Below are 22303 nucleotides of genomic sequence, written 5' to 3'. Positions count from 1 at the left end.
TAGTTATTTCGAGGTGCAAATATAAGAATTAATTTCCAATTACTTTATAATCAAACCCATCTTTTTTCATATACAAAACAAGTTTATATTTTTTTCAATTTTTTCACCACAACGTGATGATTTATATCATATAAATTTATAACTTCGTTTTACCAAAATATTTTATATGAAAAACAATTTTAATTTCCGCTTGCTAGCGGGGGCATTTGCTGTTTTTACATTAGCAGCCTGCAACAACGACAACACTGAAGAATCAGTATTACCACAAGCTGAAACTAACAGTTTACAACTTGATCCACCGAGTGACCTCGAAAAAGCATGTCAATATGTAGATGCAAATTGGAGTTCTAATTCTGTTTTAACAACAACATTAAAAACAACAACAGACACAAACTTCATGAACACACAAATGACAAAGATCGCAGGTCTTTGGGGAAGAACAGCTCCTACACTTCGTTTTGTAAATGATGCAACGTCTCCCAATTCAACCTACAATGCTATCTCATATTCCAGCGGGAAAATTTACTATGGTTATGCCATTTATTATGACGCAAAAGCTAAAGGTGGTGATATTGTAAATGCAATGATTCTCGCTCATGAATATGGGCATCAGCTACAATACATCTTTAACCTACCAACCGTAAATGAAAATACGTATAGACCTAATGAACTAGAAGCTGACGGTTTTGCTGGATACTATTTAAGAAGACCAAATGGATACAACCAAACAACGTTTGCACAAATTGCTTCAGCTTATGAATTTGCATATAGTATTGGCGATAATCAAACAACAAATGTTAATCACCACGGAACTCCGGCACAAAGAAGATCTGCTGTTCGTTTAGGATTCTTATTAGGACAATACGATCTTACAGCATCTGCTTTTGACTATAACTTCTTTTATTACTATCAAGGCGTGCTAAATGGAACATATAAAATGGCTAAAAACTCTCAATATCCGGAACTTGATGCTTATATGAGTCAATATATGGATGAATTGAGAAAAATTCAAACGGGAGAAATCTCTGCTGAAGAATTTAAACAACTTAAATAAACATTCATCATTAATATATTTCGAGAAATGAGGTAAGACATGTCTTACCTCATTTTTGTTTTTAGCAAATATTCCTAAAGATTATCTATTTTTGAACATTATACATAAACAATGAACAGAGACCTATACATTGATTTTGCAAAAGGATTAGCCACCCTTTCTATTATATTCATCCACACAGCTTTTTGGTCGGGACAATTCTACATTCCTACTGAAGTCAGGGTGTTTTCTTTAGTATTCGATGTCGCATTGTTTTACGCTTTAAGCGGAATCACCTCCGGTTCAAATATTGAGAAAACATTTTATAGATTATTGAAGCTACAAGTAACATACATGATTTTTGTAACTCTTCTATTTTTCCTCGATTACTTTTTTAAAGTGTTTGGATTAAGTTTTTTTTCTCTTGAATGGCTCCAAAAATTTTATTCCACATTTGGTTCAAAATATAGTACAACAAATATTTCAACCGTTCCTCAATGGCAAAATCTAGGAAATTGGTATCTTCACCAATACACCAATGCAGATACTTTCCCTGTTGTAATGGGAAGCTTTTGGTATCTTAAAGTTTATTTTATTCTCACTGTTTTTGGTGTTTTAATTTTAAGATTTTTTCCAAAACATGTCAATTGGTTTATCGGACTTTGCATTACTTTAACCATAATTTTTAATGCATATCCTTGGTTGTATCCTACAGGACAGGTTGGTTATGTTGCATTTTACTTAGCTGTTTTCTTAATAGCAAACAGAATGAGAGGCAAGAAAATACCCGCGAAAATAATCCCAATGCTTTACGTTTTGGTTGCTGTAGCTTTAGCAACAATGTTTTGGTATTATGGAAATGACATTTTCTACAAGATTAATAAAAATAAGTTTCCTCCTAAAACACCTTATATAGTCTGGACATTATTTTTGTTACTTACCTTATTTGTTTTTTACAACAGATTAAAAATTACAAAAGAAAGTTTTGTAACCCACATCGGAAAGAATGCTATATTTTTCTATTTCGCACAAGGAATAAGCTCTTCTTTAGTTTATTTTTTAGTAGTTCCGCTAAAAGAAAATATGCCTTGGTGGATTTTAATAATTTTAATTTATGTTATTAATGTTATTTTAGCATTCATCATCGCAGCAGGACTAAAAAAAGTTGACACTTTAGGCTGGAATATTTTAGCATTTTTACGAAAGAACACTGCTTCCGAAATAAAATAACTGCTCTTTTCGCAATTTAGTTTATTTTTACAAAAAATTTTAAAACATGTTCAAGTTGAAACTTCCTACCGACCCAAGGTGGGCAAATATTGCAGAAGGAAACATTGAAGAAATTTTAACAGACCATGCTTGGTGTGAACAAAAAGCCGCTACAAATGCGATTGGCTTAATCACAATGCTTCCGGAACACACTGAAATAGTAACAGAACTTCTTGCCATTGCTCAGGAAGAGCTAGACCACTTCAATCAGGTACATGAAATCATCAAAAAAAGAGGATATCAATTCGGAAGAGCAAGAAAAGATGATTATGTGAATGAACTGATGAAATTTATCGTTCAGGGAAGCAGAGAAGATTTAATTGTTGATAAAATGCTTTTTGCTGCTATGATTGAAGCAAGAAGTTGTGAAAGATTCAAAGTTCTTACCGAGAACATTCAAGATGAAGAACTGAAAGTATTTTATCGAGAATTAATGATTTCAGAAGCCAATCATTATACAACATTTATCGGGTTTGCAAGGCAGCTTGGTGACCCTGAAAAAGTAAATGCAAGATGGGAAGAATGGCTTGAATATGAAGCAAAAATCATAAAATCCTACGGTAATAAAGAAACAATTCACGGTTAAAAAAATTAAAATAGCAGATAAAACGTAGTGAAAAAGCCAACTTTAGAAAATATTGTCAATTCATTCCTTAAAAGTTTCTTTCAGGGATTAGTAATTATTGGTCCAATCGGGCTTACCATTTTCGTAATATGGTATATAGTAAGCTCAATCGACAATATTTTCCCTTCTGTTGCAAAGCAGCTTCCGGGATTGGTTTTTGTTTCTACGATAGTATTTACAGCAATTTTAGGATATTTAGGAAATAAATTTGTGGTCGGGAGATTCTTTTTTGATACAATGGATAGCTTATTAGAAAAAACCCCTGGCGTAAAACATATTTACACCCCAACAAAAGACGTAATGTCTTCATTTGTTGGAGATAAGAAAAAATTCAATGATCCGGTTTGGGTAAAAACAAATGAAAACCCGGAAATCTGGAGAATTGGATTTTTAACTCAAAAAGAAATGGCTGATGTCGACAAACACAATTATGTTGCGGTTTATCTTCCTCATTCTTACGCTATTTCAGGATGGGTAATTGTTACTGAAGAAAAGAACATCAAACCTGTAGTCGGAATGACGGCTGCTTCTGCAATGAAATTTGCGGTAAGTGGCGGTGTAGCAGGCTTCCATTCGGATGATAATATTTTTAAAGCGCCAGAATAACTTCTTTTTCTTGCTTTAAATATATTTTGATGAATTTGAATTATTTCAAATAAATTTTCTTTACAAACAATCTAATAAATAATTATCATGAATTTACCGTACGCGGAACCTTTCCGCATTAAAATGGTTGAGGAAATCCGTCAATCAACAAGAGAAGAAAGAGAACAATGGCTTAAAGAAGCAAACTATAATTTATTCAACCTAAAATCATCACAAGTTTTTATTGATTTATTGACTGATTCCGGAACAGGAGCAATGTCTGATAAACAATGGGGAGCATTAATGACTGGTGACGAAAGTTATGCCGGTTCTCGTTCATTCGAAGACTTACAGAAAACCGTTGAGAGAATCACCGGTTTCAAATATTTATTGCCAACTCACCAAGGTAGAGCTGCTGAAAACGTTTTATTTTCAGTTTTGGTTAAAGAAGGTGACGTTGTTCCAGGGAATTCTCATTTTGATACGACCAAAGGTCATATAGAGTTTAGAAAAGCTCACGCAATTGACTGTACAATTGATGAAGCATTTGATATTAACGACCCTCATCCATTCAAAGGAAATATCAATCTTGAAAAATTAGAGGAAGTTTATAAAAGTCATCCAAAAGAAAACATTCCTTTCTGTTTAGTTACTATTACCTGTAACTCTTCAGGAGGTCAGCCTGTTTCTTTGGAAAACATGAAAGCAGTAAAAGAACTTTCTGACAAATACGGAATCCCTGTATTTTTCGATTCTGCAAGATTTGCCGAAAATGCATATTTCATCAAAAAAAGAGAAAAAGGACAAGAAAACAGAAGCGTCAAAGAAATCTGTAAAGAAATTTTCTCTTACGGAGACGGAATGACGATGAGTTCTAAAAAAGACGGGCTGGTAAACATCGGAGGTTTCATCGCGTTGAATAACGAAGAAGTTTTCAGAAAAGCATCAAACTTTACTATCATTTACGAAGGCTTCATTACCTACGGAGGAATGGCAGGAAGAGATATGGCTGCATTGGCAGTTGGTCTAGACGAAGCAACTGAATTTGCTTATTTGGAAAGCAGAATTTCTCAGGTTGAATACCTTGGAAACAAATTAATTGAATACGGAATCCCAGTTCAAAAGCCTATTGGAGGTCATGCTGTTTTCATCGATTCATTGAATTTTTTACCAAAAGTTGACCGTTCAGAATTCCCTGCACAGACTTTAGGCCTTGAAATTTACAAAGAAGCTGGAATCAGAACTGTAGAAATCGGAACATTGTTGGCAGACAGAGACCCTGAAACAAGAGAAAACCGTTACCCAAAATTGGAATTAGTTCGTCTTGCAATCCCTAGAAGGACTTATACAAACAATCACATGGATTATATTGCCGCAGCCATCAAAAACGTATACGAAAGACGCGATGAAATAGCAAAAGGTTACAAAATTACATGGGAACCAGATTTGTTAAGACACTTCACAGTACAACTTGAAAAAGCATAATATTAAAACCGAAACTTGTTTTCGGTTTTTTTATTGTTTTTTTTTAGAGTTAAGCGCTAAAAATCAATAAAGCATATTTATATTTTATTCAGTTTTTACACATTACACTCAATTGAAAAATATTTATCAATAAAAAGTGATTTTTTTTAACAATTTAAAACTAAATTTTAATAATTTTGACATAATATACAATCCGAAAAACTGAATAAATATGAAAGTTAAATATATTAGTGCAATATTTCTTGTCACAACATCAATGTTTTATTCCCAAGAGGTAAAAGATACCCTTTCAAAAGAAGCTAAAATTGAAGGAGTATCTATCACAGGAAGTAGAAACAAAAAACGAACTGTTGTAAACACCCCAGTCCCTATTGATGTTATTGATATAAAACAAGTCAGCCAATCAACTGGGCAGATAGAAGTTAACCAACTTCTTCAGTTTGCTGCTCCCTCATTCAATTCTAATAAACAATCGGGTTCCGATGGTGCAGACGCAGTAGACCCAGCAACTTTAAGAGGTTTAGGACCTGACCAGACCTTATTGTTATTAAATGGCAAAAGATATCATCAATCATCATTAATCAATCTTTTCGGAACCAAAGGACGCGGAAATACAGGTTATGACATGAACACCATCCCAATCGGAGCAATAAAAAGAGTTGAAGTTCTTCGTGACGGAGCTTCTGCACAATATGGTTCTGATGCTATTTCAGGGGTTGTAAATGTTCTTTTGAATGACAGAGATCATGGCTTTGAAGGAAATGCTTTTTATGGCATGAATCTTTTCAAAAGTCCGGGAGACAATGATGTCATTTCAGACAAAAAAATTGACGGAAGTACATTTAATTTCAACGGAAATTTCGGAACTAAAATAGGAAATAATGGAGGTTTCGGAAACTTTACTGCAGAATTCAGCAATAAAGAATATGCTATCAGAAATGCAAATCCAGAAAAATATGAAGCTCCGAGACAACGTTTTGGTGATGCGAAAGCTCAAAATATTTATTTTTTCGGAAATATAGAAGTCCCTTTATCTGATAATCTGAAATTTTATTCCCATCCAGGATTTTCACACAGAAAAACAGATGCTTATGCATGGACGAGAAGTGCAGATGCTGACGGAAATATTCCTGAAGTTTACCCAAACGGATTTAACCCGATTCAGGCAACAACCATCACAGATTTTACTTTTGATAATGGGCTAAAATTTAAAGTAGCCGATTGGGATGTTGATTTTTACAATGCTTTCGGAAACAACAGGTTTACTTATCAAATCGAAAATACAATTAATGCCACTTTGGGGGTAAATTCTCCCACAAGCTTCAACGCAGGTGGACATTCTTTGCTTCAAAACACTACAGGATTTAATGCTACAAAACAGTTTAAACTTTTAGAAGGATTAAACATTGCTTTCGGTTCAGAGTTTAGATATGAAAAATTCAATATCATCAAGGGAGAGGAAGCTTCTTATGCGATGTATGATATTAACGGAAATATTGTAACCAACGATACCGATGAGAGTTTATTAGTAAAAAATCCTTTAACCGGAGAAATAAGACCGGGAGGTTCACAAGGATTTCCGGGATATTCTCAGGAAATTGGTAAAAGCAGAAATAATTTTGCAGCCTATGTAGACACAGAGCTAGACATCACGAAAGATTGGATGGTAAGTGTTGCCGGAAGATTTGAAAATTACAATGATTTTGGAAGCACAATTAACGGAAAGTTCGCAACAAGGTACGCCTTTACTCCTCAATTCGCTTTCAGAGGATCTGTTTCTACAGGGTTTAGAGCGCCTTCTTTGGCTCAAAAATATTATAGTTTGCAGTTTACCAACTTTCAGGGAGGAAATTTAGTAACAATACAATTAGCTTCAAACGATAGCGAATTAGCTAATGAAGTAGGAATACCTCAACTGAAACAAGAAACATCCGTTAACGGAAGTGCCGGATTTACTTATAACACAGGAAAATTTACCGCAACAATTGACGGCTATTATATCAATGTAAAAAACCGAATCGTTTTAACAGGAAATTTTACTCAGGATGATGACGCAATTGGTGGTATTTTAGCTGAAAATCATATCGACCAGGCACAATTCTTTACCAATGCCGTTGATACCAGAACAAAAGGGGTTGACGTAATTTTAAGTTACAATGAAAATATAGGAAAAGGAAAACTGACAGCAACTTTAGCAGGAAATTACAATGAAATGGAAATTACCGCCATTCATACTTCAGAAAAATTAAAAGGAAAAGAAGAGATATACCTGAGCCCAAGAGAAAGAGCATTTATTTTAGCCTCTGCTCCTAAAACCAAAATCAATTTAAATTTAAACTATAAAATCAACAAATTTAATGCTAATCTACAATTGGTAAGATTCGACAAAGTAACTCTGATTGGCTACAATGGAGCTGATGACTACCAAACCTACAAACCAAAAGTAACCACAGATTTATCTTTTGGATATGAATTTTCAAAAAACCTAAGCCTTACCATCGGAAGCAAAAATTTATTCAATAGATATCCTACGTTACAAAAAACAGCTGTATCTGACGGAAATACAGAATCGGGAGGAATTTTTGACCCTGTTCAGATGGGATTTTCGGGAAGACAGGCATTTGCGAGATTTAATTTCAAATTTTAATATTTTTTCAAAAGACTTCTGAATTTCGGAAGTCTTTTTACTTTACTTTTTGGAAATTCTAAAAAGTTTTCCACTATCGGTTATGGCATAAAGATTACCATCAATCCCGTCTAAAACATCTCGGAATCGTTCATTTTTATCCTCAAGCAAACGCTCTTCACCAACAACCTTATTATCTTTTATTATCACTCGGTTAATATGCTCTCCACTCAGGCATCCAATCATTAAATTACCTTTCCATTCATCAATATTACCTGTATAGAACGTAATTCCGCTTGGTGAAATTACAGGATCCCAATAATAAACAGGTTGCTCAGTTCCTGTCTTTTGCGTTGTTCCATTATTTATTTTTTCACCTGAATATTCAATTCCGTAAGAGACATCACCCCAACCATAATTTTTCCCCGCTTGAATCAGGTTAATTTCATCACCTCCTCTTGGTCCCATTTCCGTTTCCCAAAGATTTCCTTTTTCATCAATTGCCAAACCTTGAGGATTTCTAATTCCGTAGGCATAAATTTCAGGCATAAATCCTGATTTCCCAATAAATGGATTTCCGGGAGCTGGTTTCCCATCTTTGGTTATTTTCAATATTTTACCCAAATAATTATCCGTTTTTTGAGCATACACTCTTGTTACTTTATCAGACCTCTCTCCTGTACTTACAAATAAATTTCCTTCTTTATCAAAAACCAACCTGCTTCCATAATGTTTATCTCCATCATAAGAAGGTTCTGCCCTAAAAATCACCTTCACATCAGAAATATTTTTTAAATCTTCAGAAAGTTTACCTTTTGCAACAGAAGTAAGATTTCCTTTACCAAAAGGTTCTGAAAAACTGAAATAGATAATATTATTGGTTTTAAAATCCGGATCGATTGCTACATCAAGCATTCCTCCTTGCCCTTTTGAATCTACTTTCGGAAATCCTCCAATTTTTGCAACTACTTTTCCATCACCGGAAACCACATTCATATAACCTCTTTTATCTGTAATCAAAAACTTTCCGTCAGGTAAATTGACAATTCCCCAAGGTCTTCCCAAATCTTTATTTAAAATTTCAATAAGATATGGCGTAGAAGTTTTTACTGCTTTTATTCTCGTCTGCCCGGCAAATGCCAGTTTGTAATTAGAATTTGGTTTCTCGGTTTCCACACTACCATCTCCTCCTATTTGTTGTGCATTGATATTGTTTTTTTCGCAAGACGACAAAAAAAGTAATAAACAGAAAGATAAAATATGGATATTATTGATTTTCATGATGGTATCGTAAATTAATTCAACATTATGAATGGAAAAATAATGCCATAAAATTTGGTAGTTTAAATTTTTATTCTACATTTGTAGAACGAAATATAAAAACGTAGAACATGAAAGAAATAAAACTGACAGATTCCGAAAAAGACCTCATGGAAATTCTTTGGGAAAAAGAAAAGGCATTCATGAAAGATATTTTGGAGTCTTATCCCGAACCCAAACCTGCGACCACAACAATTGCTACACTTCTAAAAAGAATGCAAAACAAGGATTTGATAGGCTATAAATTGTATGGAAATTCTCGCGAATACTTTCCAAAAGTTGCAAAAGGAGAATATTTCAAGGAAGAAATGACTTCCATGATTGATCGTTTTTTCAATAGCTCAGTAACACAGTTTGCCTCTTTTTTTACTTCAAATGCAAAACTTACTCAAAAACAACTGAAAGAACTTCGTGAAATAATTGATGAACAGATAAAAGAATAAAAAAAATGGAATTAATTATTTTCAAAATAATTCTGTGCTCTTCTTTACTAATTGGATTGTATTATATTTTCTTGGAAAAAGAAAAAATGCATCAGTTCAATCGGTTTTTCTTGATTTCATCACTATTATTTTCGTTGGTTGCTCCCTTTGTTTCCATAAAAACAGAAATTCCGAAATCGGTAAGCAATCCAAAAATATTATTTGAAGAAACGACTCAACAAGTTTTAAACCTTACTTCAAAAGAAGAAACTTTTAGTTGGATTTATCTTATTGGGATTATCTATGGAACAATAACACTCATTCTTTTAACTAAAATAATAGTTTCCGTTATAAAAATTAAAAAAATAAAAGGAAAAAAGATTGCTTATCAAAGCGTCAACATCATAATTACCAAACAACAGCTTCCACCTTTCACATTTTGGAAAACAATTTATTTAAGTGAAAATTACTTCGTTAACAACAAAATAGATGAGCGAGTTTTTTTGCACGAGAAGAGTCATTTGGAACAAAAACACAGTATGGATTTACTTTTTATTGAATTTTTAAAAGCTATTATGTGGTTCAACCCTGCATTATATTTTTATAAAAAAGCAATTATTACAAACCATGAGTTTTTAGCAGATGAAACCGTTCTAAAAAGCAACTTCAATGTAAAAGAATACCAAACATTGATTCTTGATGAAATCATTTCGTCTCAAAATTATAGCCTTACCCATACATTTAATTTTAACAACACCAAAAAACGATTTATTATGATGAACAGAAAAAAATCTAACCTTACAGGAATCAAAAAAATAATCAGTATTCCTGTATTAATTATTGCTTTCGGTCTATTTGTACAAAAAACATACGCAAATGCCCCAGTAACTCAAATCACAAAACACATACAACCCCAAAAAACACAAAACATACCTTCTCCTTCTATTCAGGAAAGATTGGATGAAGAAAAACAATTAATTGAAAATAAGGAGGTAAAATACACAAATGATGAAAAAGAAATCTTAGACACAATTCGACCAAATCACAAAACCCATACAAAAGAGGAAGCGCAGTCAATTCAAGGAAATCCAGCCGAGAATCCGGAGAACAACGCCAACTTCGTACAAGCTGAATATCCTTTAGGAATGAATGTCCTAAGAAATGAAGTTGCTCAAAATTTTAATACAAAAAATATTGAAGGAATAAAAAAAGGAGTGTTAAAATCTACAGCATTTATATCCATTGACAAAGAAGGAAAAATAAAGACAGTTTCCGTAACAGGAAATAACGAAGCAATGAACACTGAATTAGGAAGAACAATACTAGCTGTTACTAAAGACACACCTTGGAAACCCGCAACTCAAGACGGACAACCAGTAGATACAAGATTTACCCTGCCCGTAACGATGAGTTTTGAATAAGCATTAAAAACAAATTTAACAAGAGTCCGATTCAGGACTCTTTTTTATTTCATAAATTTGATGTATGAAATTCAAGCTTCAATCAGAATATCAACCAACCGGAGACCAACCCACTGCCATTAAAAAACTTACCGAAGGAATAGAAATCGGTGAGAAGTACCAAACTTTACTGGGGGTTACTGGTTCGGGTAAAACATTTACCGTTGCCAATGTTGTGCAAAACGTTCAGCGTCCGACTTTAGTTTTAGCTCATAACAAAACTTTGGCAGCTCAGCTTTTTATGGAATTTAAAGAGTTTTTTCCTGAAAATGCTGTAGAATATTTTGTAAGTTACTACGACTATTATCAGCCTGAAGCCTATATTGCCACAACAGGAACTTATATCGAAAAAGACCTGAGTATCAACGAAGAAGTAGAAAAACTCCGTCTTTCAGCAACAGCAAGTTTGCTTTCTGGGAGAAGAGACGTATTGATAGTCGCTTCGGTTTCATGTATTTACGGTATCGGAAACCCTAATGAATTTCATAAATCATTAATCTCTCTTGAAATTGGAGAAAAAACAACAAGAACAGCCCTTCTACACTCATTAGTTAGTGCACTATATTCCAGAACATTAAACGAATTTCAAAGAGGTACATTTCGTGTAAAAGGAGACGTCATTGATGTATTTCCTGCTTATGCGGACAACGCTATAAGAATTCAGTTTTTTGGAGATACTATTGAAAAAATTCAAAGTTTTGACCCTGTTTCAGGAAATGTAACCGGTAGTTTTGACCAAATTCAAATTTATCCCGCTAATCTTTTTGTAACATCAAAAGAAACTTTAAACGGAGCAATCAGAGATATTCAGGATGATATGGTAAAGCAGGTTGATTTCTTTAATTCTGTTGAAAAACCATTAGAAGCTAAAAGATTACAGGAAAGAACCGAGCTTGACCTTGAAATGATAAAAGAATTGGGCTATTGCTCTGGAATTGAGAACTATTCTCGTTATTTAGATGGCAGACTTCCAGGTACAAGACCTTTCTGCCTGATTGATTATTTCCCGAAAGACTTTTTGATGGTAATTGATGAAAGCCACGTTACTATTCCGCAAGTTCATGCCATGTACGGAGGAGACCGAAGCAGAAAAGAAGCCTTGGTAGAATACGGATTCAGGCTTCCCGCAGCAATGGATAACCGCCCTTTAAAATTTAATGAATTTGAAGAAATGCAGAATCAGGTGATCTATGTTTCTGCAACACCAGCCGACTATGAAATGGAAAAAACAGGCGGTGAATACGTTGAACAAATTATTCGTCCCACAGGACTTTTAGACCCAATTATTGAAGTACGACCTTCTTTAAATCAAATCGATGATTTAATGGAAGAAATTCAGAAAAGAGCAGATGCAGACGAAAGAGTTTTGGTAACAACTTTAACAAAAAAAATGGCGGAAGAACTCACAAAATACTTTACAAAATTTGGAATAAGAACCAGATACATCCACTCTGACGTTGAAACACTTGAGCGTATACAAATTATGCAGGATTTACGTGTCGGACTTTTTGATGTGTTAATCGGTGTGAATTTATTAAGAGAGGGACTTGATTTGCCTGAAGTTTCTTTGGTTGCAATTCTTGATGCTGACAAAGAAGGAATGCTAAGAAGCAGAAGGTCTATGATTCAGACGGTTGGTCGTGCCGCAAGAAACATCAACGGAAAGGCAATCATGTATGCAGATAAAATTACAAAATCTATGCAGGCAACTCTTGATGAAACGGAATATCGTAGAGCAAAACAAATGAAATACAATGAAGAACACGGAAAAGTTCCTCAAGCTCTTAATAAAAAGATTTCTGAAAGCTTAGTCGGAAGAAGTAAAGATTTTCCTGATGAAAAATACACTCAGAAACAAATTTTACAGAAAGTTGCCGAAGCAAAAGCAAATTATGGAAGCGAAGACATTGAAAAAATGATTGCTCAAAAACAAAAAGAAATGGAAGCGGCAGCAAAAAATCTTGATTTCATAAAAGCGGCAAAACTTAGAGACGAAATTGCAGCATTGAAATCATAATTAAATCATAGCATAAGAATATTTTCGGCGGCATCTTCGATGCCGCCGAAAATATTTTAGAATTTATATGTTTTAGTTTTAGGCTTATTATAGTTCGGTGCATCTCCCCGAATGGGAATTAGCAAATCTGTCAATCCATTCAGTTTTATCTCATAAATGGTTGAAAGTTGCATTCCAAGTTTACCTTTAGGCATTCCTTTTCGGTGAAACCACTCAAGATAGCTTATTGGCAAATCAGCAAGAATGGTTCCTTCATATTTTCCAAACGGCATTTTTACAACACAAATTTCTTTTAGTATTTCCGGGTTTATTCCTTCTTCCACAATTTTATATTATTATATCAATTTTCTTTTCTAGTTTTTCGTGACTATCGGGTAATTTCAGTTCAGGGGTATCATCATCTGAAAACTCGTCTCTATACACTTGAATCAGCAAAAGGGTAAGAGAAATCAAAATAGGACCAAAAATAAGACCCATAAAACCAAATAAATTCATTCCCATGATAATCCCGAAAACGGTATTCAACGGATGTATATTTTCTAATTTTTTTAAAAGAGTAAATCTTAATAAATTATCCGTTAACCCAACAACAATCAAGCAATAGGCAGCCAATCCCAATCCACTTCCGGTATTCCCTTCCGCAATCATAAAAATACAGATAGGAATATAAACAATCGCAGCGCCAACAACAGGAATCATAGAAGCAGCCGCAGTTAAAGCGAATAACAGAACCGGGCTAGGTGCTCCAAAGATAAAATACCCTATCAAAGCCATAATCCCTTGCCCAAGCGCAACAACCGGAATTCCGATAGCATTTGCTATGATTAATTTTCTCATTTTATCACCAATCAAAGAGATATTTGCTCTTTTTAACGGAGCCGAAGAAGTAAGAACTCTTTCAAAAAGCCTTGGTCTTTCCAGCATAAAATAAAGAATAAAATACAGTGACGCGATTACAGTAAGTGTATTGAAAGTACTACTCAAAGCCTTTGTGGAAAATTGAGCCACTGAGTTTTTCAGCTTATCCATATTCTCTTTGCTCAAAATATCAAAACCTACTTTTGAATAAATATAAGAATGTATTTTCTCTAAAAACATATTGAATTTATCCATGTAAGCTTGAGCATTTCCGAGCTTTTCAATCAATAAGTCTCCTATAAAATAAATGGGTAAAATAAGAATAATCAAACTGGCAAGCATTAGAACCAAAGCCGAAGCCCAAGGTTTCCACTTTTTTTCTTCCTGTAGATAAAAATTATATTTTCTACAAACCACATAGATAGTAATTGCACCTAAAACAGAAGGTATAAAAAGAGCTAAATTAAAACATATTAACCCCGTAAGTACCAATACAATAGCTATCAAAGCTACTTGCTTTATTTTCACATTACTTATTTGATCTTCTTTATTCATTTTTTATAATATTTGCCTTGGTTTTCCTAAAAAAGCACAATAGGTAGAATACATCACTGCCGTAATATAAGTTCCTGTTACCAATATCCCAATACAACAAGCCAAAAAACCACAGAAACTCAATATTAATCCTAAAAATGAAACACCCAAAAATGTTCCATAATTATCTTTTGCTATTTCATACGATTTTTTCAGAGCATCCATAGCTGTTGCATTTTCAAAAAGAAGAATAGGATATCCTAAAAGAAAAAGTGGAAAAACAAAAAAGAACGGAATTCCACACATTGCCAAAGCTATTCTTAAAACCACATGCGTAATTAAGCTATAAATGAAAATATTCAGAAAGTTCTGTCTATATCCTATAAATAAATCGGAGAATTCAACTGCGCTTTTTGTATTGTATTTGTTCAAAATAAAAATCAACCCGATATACAAAGGTGATAAAAGCGCTCCCCAAACACTAGAAAAGGAATAATACAAAGATAATCCTGGGGAATGATAATATTTGAAATTTGAAATATCCCCGTCTGAATCTTTCATCTCCTCAACCATACTCCAAGAATTAAAACCTATAATAGATTGCAAAACAGAATCTGCTATTACATAAATGAGCATTGCAACAACAGCGTAAAGAATTACTCCTTTATACATTTCAAAAGCATGTGAGATAATAGCTCCGGTTTCTTTGGTGGGAACGGAGCCTTGCTGGTCAAATTCTTCAAATTCAGACATGGTTTAATGTTTTATGGTTTTAACCAAATTTACCTTTTTTTGGTAAAACATTTATACCAAAAGTCTTATTTTTTTAATTTTTCTCAGTAAAAATAGTTGTATACAAAGAATAAATCATTGCATTCCAAAACGGAAAAGTAAATAGTCCTCCTATAAGAAATAAAGCAAATCCAATATATTTAAAGAAAAAAGCAACCATTACACAAACGGCAATTTCAATAAAATACATTTTCAGTACTTTAAAGTTAATTGAAATCGCTTCAAAAATTCTTTTGTTCGTAAAAAACATGAGCGGAGCAACAAACAAAGTAACAAAAACCCATATAATTGGGAGAATAATAGTTTGAGTAACCATTAGATAAGTAAAGAACCAGAAGATATAATATCCTATATATTTAAAGAAATTAAATCCGTTATATCCCGCAAAAAGATCTCCCAACACAATTTTCTCTTTCAAATCTATTTTTCTGAAAATCTGAAAAAACCCAAGGTTCAGAGGATACAAAAAAATCAAAGTTCCCATAATTCCGTATAAAAATTTTTGATAATTTTCTGTAGAACTAATTTCTGCAACCTTTTCTAAGTATTCATTTGTTCCAGTTTTAAAAGCTTCTGCTACTTCATATCTCATTTCAAGAATTCCGAATCTAGAATCTAAAAAGAAGAAACTTGTAAAAAATATTGCAAAGTAAATAATGGAAAACATAAGTTGGAAAACCAACGTTTTATTCCAATAGAAAAAAGCCTGCTTCAGTATAAAATCTATTCCCGGTTTCTGTGGATATTTGTTCTGCATCAAAAAAATTTTGTGCAAAAGTAAACATCAATAATTACTTTTGTCGAATGTTTTCAATTAATCATCAAAAATTTATGGAAATGGACGAGCTTTCTCTTCAGAAGGTTCCCTATTTTTTTATAATTGATTTTCTTTCAGAGAATGTAGAAATATTTAAAGAAAACGAATTTGAAAAATCAGGTTTATTAATTGATTTTCAGTCATTTTCAAACGCAAAAAAGAAACAAGATTTAAACAAAAAAATAGAATGGAAATCGTTCCCGGAAAATTTAGAAAACTTCAAAACCGGTTTTGATAAAGTTCAAAAAAATATTCGTTTAGGAAATTCTTATCTCACAAATTATACCCGAAAAACTAAAATTGAGACCAATTTAACGCTTGAGGAAATTTTTTACCATTCAAGTGCGAAATACAAGGTTTTTTATAAAGATTTTTTTGTATTTTTTTCTCCTGAAACTTTTGTAAAGATTATTAACGGAAAAATTCTGACTTACCCAATGAAAGGCACTATTGATGCATCATTGGAAAATGCAGCGGAAACCTTGAAAAATGACAAAAAGGAAAAAGCAGAGCATTACACTGTCGTCGATTTACTCCGAAATGATCTTAGCATGGTTGCAGATGAAGTGAAGGTTGACAAATTTCAATACATCGATTTTATAAAAACCCAGCAAAAAGATTTGTTGGCTATGAGTTCTGAAATTTCGGGCTATATAAAACCTGAATTTGACGGAAAAATAGGGAGCATTATGAAAAAACTTCTTCCGGCAGGTTCTATTTTAGGTGCACCAAAACCTAAAACGCTTGAAATAATTTTGGAAGCAGAAGGCTATGAAAGAGGCTATTACACAGGTGTTTGTGGCTGGTTTGATGGTAAAGACCTCGACAGTTGTGTAATGATACGTTTTATTGAAAAAGAAGGAGAAAATCTTTATTTTAAAAGTGGTGGAGGAATCACTCACCAGAGTAAATTAGAAGACGAATATCAAGAAATGAAAAACAAAATTTATGTCCCAATTCATTGAAAGCATTAAAGTAGAAGACCAGAAAATTTATTTATTAGATTTTCATCAAAAACGTATAAATCAAACTTTTGCCCATTTCGGGAAGGAAGGTTCAATTGATTTAGAAAAAATTTACAAAAGCCTGGAGCACGATGAAGACGGTCTTTACAAATTGAGAATTGTGTATGATTTAGATAAAAAAATCCGTACACAAATGATTCCTTATGCAATCCCTGAAATTCATAGCTTTCAACTGGTTGAGAATAATAATTTTGACTACTCATTCAAATTTGAAGATAGAAAAGAACTTGAAAAAATGAAGATGAAATCTAAAGCAGAAGAAATCATCATCGTAAAAAACAATCACATTACAGATACTTCTTTCTCTAACCTTTTATTTCTAAAAGGCAAGGAATGGTTTACACCTGCAACCTATCTTTTAAACGGAGTTCAAAGGCAACACCTTCTCAAAAACAAGAAAATTAAAGAAACAGAGATCACATTGCAAAATATTAAGCAGTTTTCTCATTTTCAACTTATTAATGCTTTGAATGACTTTGATGATATGTTTATTTATCCAATTAATAAAATTACCAATTTACCCGGAAATGAAGAGTATTTAGACCTTTAGTTTTCACTCATAAAATTGAAATAAGCCTTCAAAATATCTGCACTATTTTTTCCGTAGGTATTAACTTCCAATATTTTAGGTTGAGCATCAGGTTTAAAGAAATTCTCCAAAACTCGGTCTAATGTTGGCTCATCTTCAACTTTTGTGTATAAAAACCCGAAGTGCTTCGCTATATTTTCAGCATTTTTACGATGTTTTGTAGCAATAAATTCATCTAAAGTATTTGAATTTGCATTTCTTGGCCCAGGAATAATCTTGAAAATATTACCCTCTCCGTTATTAAAAATAATAATTCGTACAAAAGGAGGAATATATTGATTCCAAAGTCCGTTGATATCATAAAAGAAACTCAAATCTCCCGTAATCAAAACGGTAGGATTTGTATTTTTAATAGCAAAGCCCATTGCTGTTGAAGTTGCACCATCAATTCCGCTTGTTCCTCTATTGCAATAGATTTTTCTCTTGCCAAAATCAAACAACTGTGCATATCTGATTGCCGAACTATTGCTAAAATGAATATTATAATTTTCAGGAATCGTTTGTGAAGCCTTATTAAAGAAATAAAAATCCGAAAACTCAACCATATTCAAAAACTGATTATGTTTTGCATCTTTTTTATCTCTTAAAACATCCCAAAGATTAAAATAAGCTCTAGGCTCAAGGTTAATGAATTTCAACAATTTAGAAAAGAAAACTTCTGGTTTTACTTCTATTTTCTCTGTCAAAGAATAATAAGTATCTGGTTGCCAAACCTCATCCAGATGCCAATGCTGTTTCGGACGAGCACTTCTTAAAAACTGTTTTACTTTTTTAGAAACAACATTCTGTCCCACAGTAATCAATAAATCAGGAGCATATGTTTTATAATCTTCTTCTGTAAAATTGAAAATATATCGATCTATATGACTAAAGAATTTTTCATGTTTTAAGTTAGAATTCGCCTCACACAAAACAACAACCGAATGATTTTTAACCAATTGCGTCAATTGATTTTCAAGCTCAGGACTATAATCCCTTGTCCCAACCAAAAGCATGATTCTTTGTGATGTATTCCAATCTGCAACAAGGTTAGAAGGAATTTCATATTCCTTTATTTTAATCGTTTTTTCAACGGTAGGGAAAGTTGGAAGTTCTGAAACCAAATCATACAAAGGCTCTTCCAGCGGAATATTGATATGAACCGGACCTTGCTTTTCAAAACAAAGTTCGATTGCTTTTTTAATGATATCAAAATTAATATCCTCAGCATTTTCTTTACTATCTTCCAAAAGCTGAAAATCTCCGTAAGAGTGTTGATGAAAAAGATTATTCTGTCTAATTGTTTGTCCGTCAAAAATATCTACAAAATCAGTAGGTCTGTCAGCCGTTAAAACCAACAACGGAACATTCGAATAAAAAGCTTCAGTAATTGCAGGGTAATAATTTGCCGCCGCAGAACCGCTCGTACATGTAATAGCAACAGGTTTCTTTTCACTCATTGCCATACCCATTCCTACAAAAGCTGCACTTCTTTCATCAACAATGCTATAACAATTGAACACATCCATTTCTGAAAAATGAATAGCCAAAGGTGCATTTCTTGATCCTGGTGAAATTACAATATCTGAAATTCCGTACTGCTGTAGAAGATGTGCAAGTATCTGAATACTTCTCTTAGAAGAATATTTTTTCATACAGCAAATTTAACTGATAAATGCTTAATACAAAAAAAGAATTTAATTAAAAATCTGTATTTTAGCAACTCGTTAAATTTCTATAAATGGATAAAATACCTAGTGTAGACCTGCGTGATTTCCTTTCGGGTAACCCGGAACGCAAACAGAAATTTGTAAATGAAATCGGTAAAGCTTATGAAGAAATCGGATTTGTTGCTTTAAAAGGACACTTCCTTGATGATAAGCTGGTAAGTGAGTTATATGGTGAGGTAAAAAACTTTTTTGAACTTCCTACGGAAACAAAACAAAAGTATGAAATCCCGGGAATTGGAGGACAAAGAGGTTATGTTGGTTTCGGTAAAGAAACCGCAAAAGGATTCAAAAAAGGAGACTTAAAAGAGTTTTGGCACTTCGGACAATATTTGTCTGATGATTCAAAATACAAAACTGAGTATCCTGATAATGTAATCGTTGAAGAACTTCCAAAATTCAACGAAGTAGGTAAAGAAGCCTACCAAATGCTTGAAAAAACAGGCCAATATGTTTTGAGAGCTTTAGCTTTGCACCTTGGTTTAGATGAATTTTATTTTGATGACAAAATCGCAGAAGGAAATTCTATCCTGAGACCAATTCATTATCCGCCAATCACAGAAGAACCGGATGATGCAGTAAGAGCTGCAGCACACGGAGACATCAACCTAATCACTCTTTTGATGGGAGCACAAGGAAAAGGTCTTCAGGTTCAGAATCACAATGGAGAATGGATTGATGCCATTGCTGAAGCAGATGAGTTGATGATTAACGTTGGAGATATGTTGTCAAGACATACCAACAACAAATTAAAATCAACTATTCACAGAGTGGTAAATCCGCCAAGAGAATTATGGGGAACATCAAGATATTCAATTCCTTTCTTTATGCACCCAATTAGCGCAATGTCATTGAATGCTCTTGAAAACTGTGTTGACGAAAATAATCCTAAGTTATACGAAGACACAACCGCTGGAGAATTTTTATACGAAAGACTTGTAGAATTAGGATTAATTAAAAAATAAACATTTATCATTAAAGAATATACTTTTTTAATTAACTTTACTTACTATCAAATTTTAAATTAAAACAATATGAAAAATTTAAAAAAACTAAGTAAAGACCATTTAAAAAGTATTTCAGGAGCAGGAATCACACTTCCGGAACCGGAATTTTGTATGTACTATTGCAACGGAGTTGTAATTTGTGCAGCCTGTAATAATGATTTCGTATGCCCTGATGATTCGATGTAAAAAATTATCAATCATATTGATTAGAGACCGTTCCTTTTGGAGCGGTTTTTTAATTTAATCAAACAATCTTAATTGTTGAGCTTTCGTTCCCGTAAAGTTTTCAATAGATAATTTTGGAAACTCTTTCCCATCAAAGAATTTTTTTCTACCTATTTTAAATGTATTATGAATCATCTCAGCAATATTACCTTCTCCTTTTTGTCTATCAAAGTCTTTTTTTTCACCTAATTTACCACCTCTCATAGAACGTATTAAGTTTAAAACTTTTTGAGCTTTATCAGGATAACAGGTCTCTATCCATTTCACGAAAACAGGTTCTACAGTATCATTTAATCTCACCAAAGTATACCCGAAACTTTGAGCCCCGGCTTCCGAAATTGTTTTTAAAATACTCAAAGGCTCATCACTGTTCAGTCCCGGAATAATTGGCGCAATCATAACATTCACAGGTATGCCGTTTTCTGAAAGAACTTCAATAGCCTTCAACTTATTTTTTGCGGAACTTGTTCTCGGCTCCATCTTCCTTCGTAAATCTTCATTGATTGTAGGAATACTTAAAGAAACAGACACTAAATTCTGCTCTGCCATCGGCTTCAAAACATCTATATCTCTTAAAACCAAAGCATTTTTTGTAAGAATACTGACAGGATGTCTGTAATCCAGACAAACCTGCAATATTTTTCTTGTAATCTCAAATTGTCGTTCCGCAGGTTGGTAACAGTCTGTATTTCCAGAAAGTAAAATCGGAGCGGGTTTATACCCTCTTTTTTGAAAAAACTTCTCTAATAATTCCGGTGCATTTTTTTTGACCATAATTTTCCTTTCAAAATCAATTCCCGCACTGTATCCCCAATATTCATGAGTAGGTCTTGCAAAGCAATAAGCACAGCCATGTTCACAACCCTGATAAGGATTCATGGAATACTCCATTGGTAAATCTTCGCTTTTCACCCGATTTACAATAGATTTAGGGAAAACCTCGATAAAAGAAGTCTTTACAATTTCGAAATCCTCATCATCAGGTTCATAAGTATACCTATCGAAACGATTGATAACATTTCGCTGAGCTCCCTGACCTTTTATGATGTTTTCATGTTCCATCCCAGATGTAAAATTAGAGTGTAATTTTCCGAAAATAATGAGTTTTAACATTAAAGTTTTCCACAAAAAAATCCAACACTTTCAAAAGCGTTGGATTAAACATAATTTAATATATTTTTTTACTACTTCAGCGCGTAAAATTCCACTCCGTGATGTTCATCGTAGTGGTATTTTTCATCAAAGTGTCTGTGATAGTCTGAATAGGTATCACTATATTTTTTATCTTTTTTGTGTAATATTTTTTTAATTCCTATTATGCCTAATACCGCCAAAAGACCAACTCCTCCCGCCAGTAAAATGCCAACCTCTTTTTTCATACTTTGTCTGATTTATTAAAATGTCTATTGCAAAAAGTATACCCAACACAATTTTTGATATTATAAATTGTGTTAACATCAATGCCAATCATTGGAAAAAATATAATTCATCAAAACACTCCAATTTCATTATCAATGGTTTAATTATTGTACTTTAAAAGAAAAATATCATTATGGAAAACACAGGAAATACTGATAAAATGACAACGCTTAGCCAAGTTATGGAAAAATTAAAAGAAAGAGGTATCTATAAAGAGTTTAGAATGAATGAGCAGGGTGAAATGAAGTTTGAAAATTCAGATAAAATCTACCTCTCATCCGACCTTATTATATTAAAAACATATCGTTTTGAAGGCGACAGTAATCCTGACGACAGTGCAGTATTATATGTTTTGAAAGACAATAACGAAAATACAGGAATGATAATTGATTCTTATGGAGCAGACAGCAATTATCCGGGAGAAAAATTCGATGAATTTCTGAGAAACATTCCTATTCACGAAAATGAAGAATTTAATTTTTAAAATAA

22 protein-coding genes are annotated in these 22303 nt (G+C 33.1%); 14 read left to right on the top strand and 8 right to left on the bottom strand.

The features are described 5' to 3' along the window. Positions 1–166 precede the first annotated feature (166 nt). From OH806_RS05965 to OH806_RS05940, 6 genes are all read left to right on the top strand, one after another. On the top strand, positions 167–1054 hold the full coding sequence (locus OH806_RS05965) for a neutral zinc metallopeptidase (RefSeq protein ID WP_264742756.1): 888 nt from the start codon (positions 167–169) through the stop codon (positions 1052–1054). A 111-nt stretch (positions 1055–1165) separates the two neighbouring features. Continuing rightward, positions 1166–2263: an acyltransferase family protein gene (locus OH806_RS05960; RefSeq protein ID WP_264742755.1), complete on the top strand. Its 1098-nt coding sequence runs from the start codon at positions 1166–1168 to the stop codon at positions 2261–2263. A gap of 46 nt (positions 2264–2309) precedes the next feature. After that, positions 2310–2888, top strand: coding sequence for a MiaE family protein (locus tag OH806_RS05955; protein WP_264742754.1), 579 nt, complete (start codon positions 2310–2312; stop codon positions 2886–2888). A 27-nt stretch (positions 2889–2915) separates the two neighbouring features. Next, positions 2916–3533 (top strand): DUF502 domain-containing protein, encoded by a 618-nt coding sequence (locus OH806_RS05950; protein WP_264742753.1) that lies wholly within the window; start codon positions 2916–2918, stop codon positions 3531–3533. Positions 3534–3620: 87 nt separating this feature from the next. Further along, entirely contained in the window at positions 3621–4997 is a 1377-nt protein-coding gene (locus OH806_RS05945; protein WP_264742752.1) for a tryptophanase, read from the top strand. Between the two features lie 211 nt (positions 4998–5208). Next, on the top strand, positions 5209–7644 hold the full coding sequence (locus tag OH806_RS05940; RefSeq protein ID WP_264742751.1) for a TonB-dependent receptor plug domain-containing protein: 2436 nt from the start codon (positions 5209–5211) through the stop codon (positions 7642–7644). Positions 7645–7686: 42 nt separating this feature from the next. Here the strand turns inward: OH806_RS05940 and OH806_RS05935 are convergent, their stop codons facing one another. Then, complete coding sequence (locus OH806_RS05935) at positions 7687–8904, bottom strand: PQQ-dependent sugar dehydrogenase (RefSeq protein WP_264742750.1); 1218 nt, start codon at positions 8902–8904, stop codon at positions 7687–7689. 110 nt (positions 8905–9014) lie between these two features. On the opposite strand from OH806_RS05935, the gene OH806_RS05930 reads away from it, so the two are divergent. From OH806_RS05930 to uvrB, 3 genes are all read left to right on the top strand, one after another. Continuing rightward, positions 9015–9386 carry a BlaI/MecI/CopY family transcriptional regulator gene (locus tag OH806_RS05930; RefSeq protein ID WP_264742749.1) on the top strand — a complete coding sequence of 124 codons (372 nt, stop codon included), beginning with the start codon at positions 9015–9017 and terminating at the stop codon, positions 9384–9386. A gap of 5 nt (positions 9387–9391) precedes the next feature. Next, positions 9392–10786, top strand: a complete 1395-nt coding sequence (locus OH806_RS05925) for a M56 family metallopeptidase (RefSeq protein WP_264742748.1) — start codon at positions 9392–9394, stop codon at positions 10784–10786. A 64-nt stretch (positions 10787–10850) separates the two neighbouring features. Next, a complete protein-coding gene (gene uvrB / locus OH806_RS05920; protein ID WP_264742747.1) occupies positions 10851–12842 on the top strand; it encodes an excinuclease ABC subunit UvrB in 1992 nt (663 codons plus the stop codon). Positions 12843–12898: 56 nt separating this feature from the next. On the opposite strand, the gene OH806_RS05915 is transcribed toward uvrB, so the two are convergent. The 4 genes from OH806_RS05915 to OH806_RS05900 form a co-directional block, all read right to left on the bottom strand. Further along, positions 12899–13153, bottom strand: a complete 255-nt coding sequence (locus OH806_RS05915; protein WP_264742979.1) for a DUF3820 family protein — start codon at positions 13151–13153, stop codon at positions 12899–12901. A 16-nt stretch (positions 13154–13169) separates the two neighbouring features. Then, complete coding sequence (locus OH806_RS05910; protein WP_264742746.1) at positions 13170–14255, bottom strand: AI-2E family transporter; 1086 nt, start codon at positions 14253–14255, stop codon at positions 13170–13172. A 3-nt stretch (positions 14256–14258) separates the two neighbouring features. After that, positions 14259–14987, bottom strand: a complete 729-nt coding sequence (locus OH806_RS05905; protein ID WP_264742745.1) for a beta-carotene 15,15'-monooxygenase — start codon at positions 14985–14987, stop codon at positions 14259–14261. A 73-nt stretch (positions 14988–15060) separates the two neighbouring features. Further along, complete coding sequence (locus OH806_RS05900) at positions 15061–15783, bottom strand: hypothetical protein (protein ID WP_264742744.1); 723 nt, start codon at positions 15781–15783, stop codon at positions 15061–15063. 47 nt (positions 15784–15830) lie between these two features. Between OH806_RS05900 and OH806_RS05895 the strand changes: the two genes are divergently transcribed. Then, the gene (locus OH806_RS05895) at positions 15831–16808 is read left to right on the top strand and encodes an aminodeoxychorismate synthase component I (RefSeq protein ID WP_264742743.1); all 978 of its coding nucleotides are present in this window, start codon (positions 15831–15833) and stop codon (positions 16806–16808) included. Further along, positions 16792–17418 carry an aminotransferase class IV gene (locus OH806_RS05890; RefSeq protein ID WP_264742742.1) on the top strand — a complete coding sequence of 209 codons (627 nt, stop codon included), beginning with the start codon at positions 16792–16794 and terminating at the stop codon, positions 17416–17418. Before OH806_RS05895 ends, OH806_RS05890 begins: the two co-directional genes overlap by 17 nt. Here the strand turns inward: OH806_RS05890 and menD are convergent. Next, positions 17415–19091 (bottom strand): 2-succinyl-5-enolpyruvyl-6-hydroxy-3-cyclohexene-1-carboxylic-acid synthase, encoded by a 1677-nt coding sequence (gene menD, locus OH806_RS05885; RefSeq protein WP_264742741.1) that lies wholly within the window; start codon positions 19089–19091, stop codon positions 17415–17417. The genes OH806_RS05890 and menD overlap by 4 nt on opposite strands. 86 nt (positions 19092–19177) lie before the next feature. Here menD and OH806_RS05880 point away from each other — a divergent pair, with 86 nt between their 5' ends. Next, entirely contained in the window at positions 19178–20128 is a 951-nt protein-coding gene (locus OH806_RS05880) for an isopenicillin N synthase family dioxygenase (RefSeq protein ID WP_264742740.1), read from the top strand. 69 nt (positions 20129–20197) lie between these two features. Beyond that, entirely contained in the window at positions 20198–20356 is a 159-nt protein-coding gene (locus OH806_RS05875; protein ID WP_264742739.1) for a bacteriocin-like protein, read from the top strand. Between the two features lie 54 nt (positions 20357–20410). On the opposite strand, the gene OH806_RS05870 is transcribed toward OH806_RS05875, so the two are convergent. Both OH806_RS05870 and OH806_RS05865 read right to left on the bottom strand, forming a co-directional pair. Further along, a complete protein-coding gene (locus OH806_RS05870; protein ID WP_264742978.1) occupies positions 20411–21457 on the bottom strand; it encodes a PA0069 family radical SAM protein in 1047 nt (348 codons plus the stop codon). Positions 21458–21579: 122 nt separating this feature from the next. Continuing rightward, positions 21580–21774: a hypothetical protein gene (locus OH806_RS05865; RefSeq protein ID WP_264742738.1), complete on the bottom strand. Its 195-nt coding sequence runs from the start codon at positions 21772–21774 to the stop codon at positions 21580–21582. Between the two features lie 173 nt (positions 21775–21947). Between OH806_RS05865 and OH806_RS05860 the strand changes: the two genes are divergently transcribed. Continuing rightward, positions 21948–22298: a hypothetical protein gene (locus OH806_RS05860; protein WP_264742737.1), complete on the top strand. Its 351-nt coding sequence runs from the start codon at positions 21948–21950 to the stop codon at positions 22296–22298. Positions 22299–22303: the final 5 nt, after the last annotated feature.

Source organism: Chryseobacterium oryctis (genome assembly GCF_025971925.1).
Taxonomy (GTDB): domain Bacteria; phylum Bacteroidota; class Bacteroidia; order Flavobacteriales; family Weeksellaceae; genus Chryseobacterium; species Chryseobacterium oryctis.
Note: the sequence above shows the minus strand (reverse complement) of the source record. Positions and strands in the feature narration are given on the sequence as shown.

Bases quoted from the DNA above. Each gene is read 5' to 3' on its own strand.
- OH806_RS05965 (WP_264742756.1), top strand. From the start codon at position 167: ATGAAAAACAATTTTAATTTCCGCTTGCTAGCGGGGGCATTTGCTGTT.
- OH806_RS05960 (WP_264742755.1), top strand. From the start codon at position 1,166: ATGAACAGAGACCTATACATTGATTTTGCAAAAGGATTAGCCACCCTT.
- OH806_RS05955 (WP_264742754.1), top strand. From the start codon at position 2,310: ATGTTCAAGTTGAAACTTCCTACCGACCCAAGGTGGGCAAATATTGCA.
- OH806_RS05945 (WP_264742752.1), top strand. From the start codon at position 3,621: ATGAATTTACCGTACGCGGAACCTTTCCGCATTAAAATGGTTGAGGAA.
- OH806_RS05940 (WP_264742751.1), top strand. From the start codon at position 5,209: ATGAAAGTTAAATATATTAGTGCAATATTTCTTGTCACAACATCAATG.
- OH806_RS05935 (WP_264742750.1), bottom strand. From the start codon at position 8,904: ATGAAAATCAATAATATCCATATTTTATCTTTCTGTTTATTACTTTTT.
- OH806_RS05930 (WP_264742749.1), top strand. From the start codon at position 9,015: ATGAAAGAAATAAAACTGACAGATTCCGAAAAAGACCTCATGGAAATT.
- OH806_RS05925 (WP_264742748.1), top strand. From the start codon at position 9,392: ATGGAATTAATTATTTTCAAAATAATTCTGTGCTCTTCTTTACTAATT.
- uvrB (WP_264742747.1), top strand. From the start codon at position 10,851: ATGAAATTCAAGCTTCAATCAGAATATCAACCAACCGGAGACCAACCC.
- OH806_RS05910 (WP_264742746.1), bottom strand. From the start codon at position 14,255: ATGAATAAAGAAGATCAAATAAGTAATGTGAAAATAAAGCAAGTAGCT.
- OH806_RS05905 (WP_264742745.1), bottom strand. From the start codon at position 14,987: ATGTCTGAATTTGAAGAATTTGACCAGCAAGGCTCCGTTCCCACCAAA.
- OH806_RS05900 (WP_264742744.1), bottom strand. From the start codon at position 15,783: ATGCAGAACAAATATCCACAGAAACCGGGAATAGATTTTATACTGAAG.
- OH806_RS05895 (WP_264742743.1), top strand. From the start codon at position 15,831: ATGTTTTCAATTAATCATCAAAAATTTATGGAAATGGACGAGCTTTCT.
- OH806_RS05890 (WP_264742742.1), top strand. From the start codon at position 16,792: ATGTCCCAATTCATTGAAAGCATTAAAGTAGAAGACCAGAAAATTTAT.
- menD (WP_264742741.1), bottom strand. From the start codon at position 19,091: ATGAAAAAATATTCTTCTAAGAGAAGTATTCAGATACTTGCACATCTT.
- OH806_RS05880 (WP_264742740.1), top strand. From the start codon at position 19,178: ATGGATAAAATACCTAGTGTAGACCTGCGTGATTTCCTTTCGGGTAAC.
- OH806_RS05875 (WP_264742739.1), top strand. From the start codon at position 20,198: ATGAAAAATTTAAAAAAACTAAGTAAAGACCATTTAAAAAGTATTTCA.
- OH806_RS05870 (WP_264742978.1), bottom strand. From the start codon at position 21,457: ATGGAACATGAAAACATCATAAAAGGTCAGGGAGCTCAGCGAAATGTT.
- OH806_RS05865 (WP_264742738.1), bottom strand. From the start codon at position 21,774: ATGAAAAAAGAGGTTGGCATTTTACTGGCGGGAGGAGTTGGTCTTTTG.
- OH806_RS05860 (WP_264742737.1), top strand. From the start codon at position 21,948: ATGGAAAACACAGGAAATACTGATAAAATGACAACGCTTAGCCAAGTT.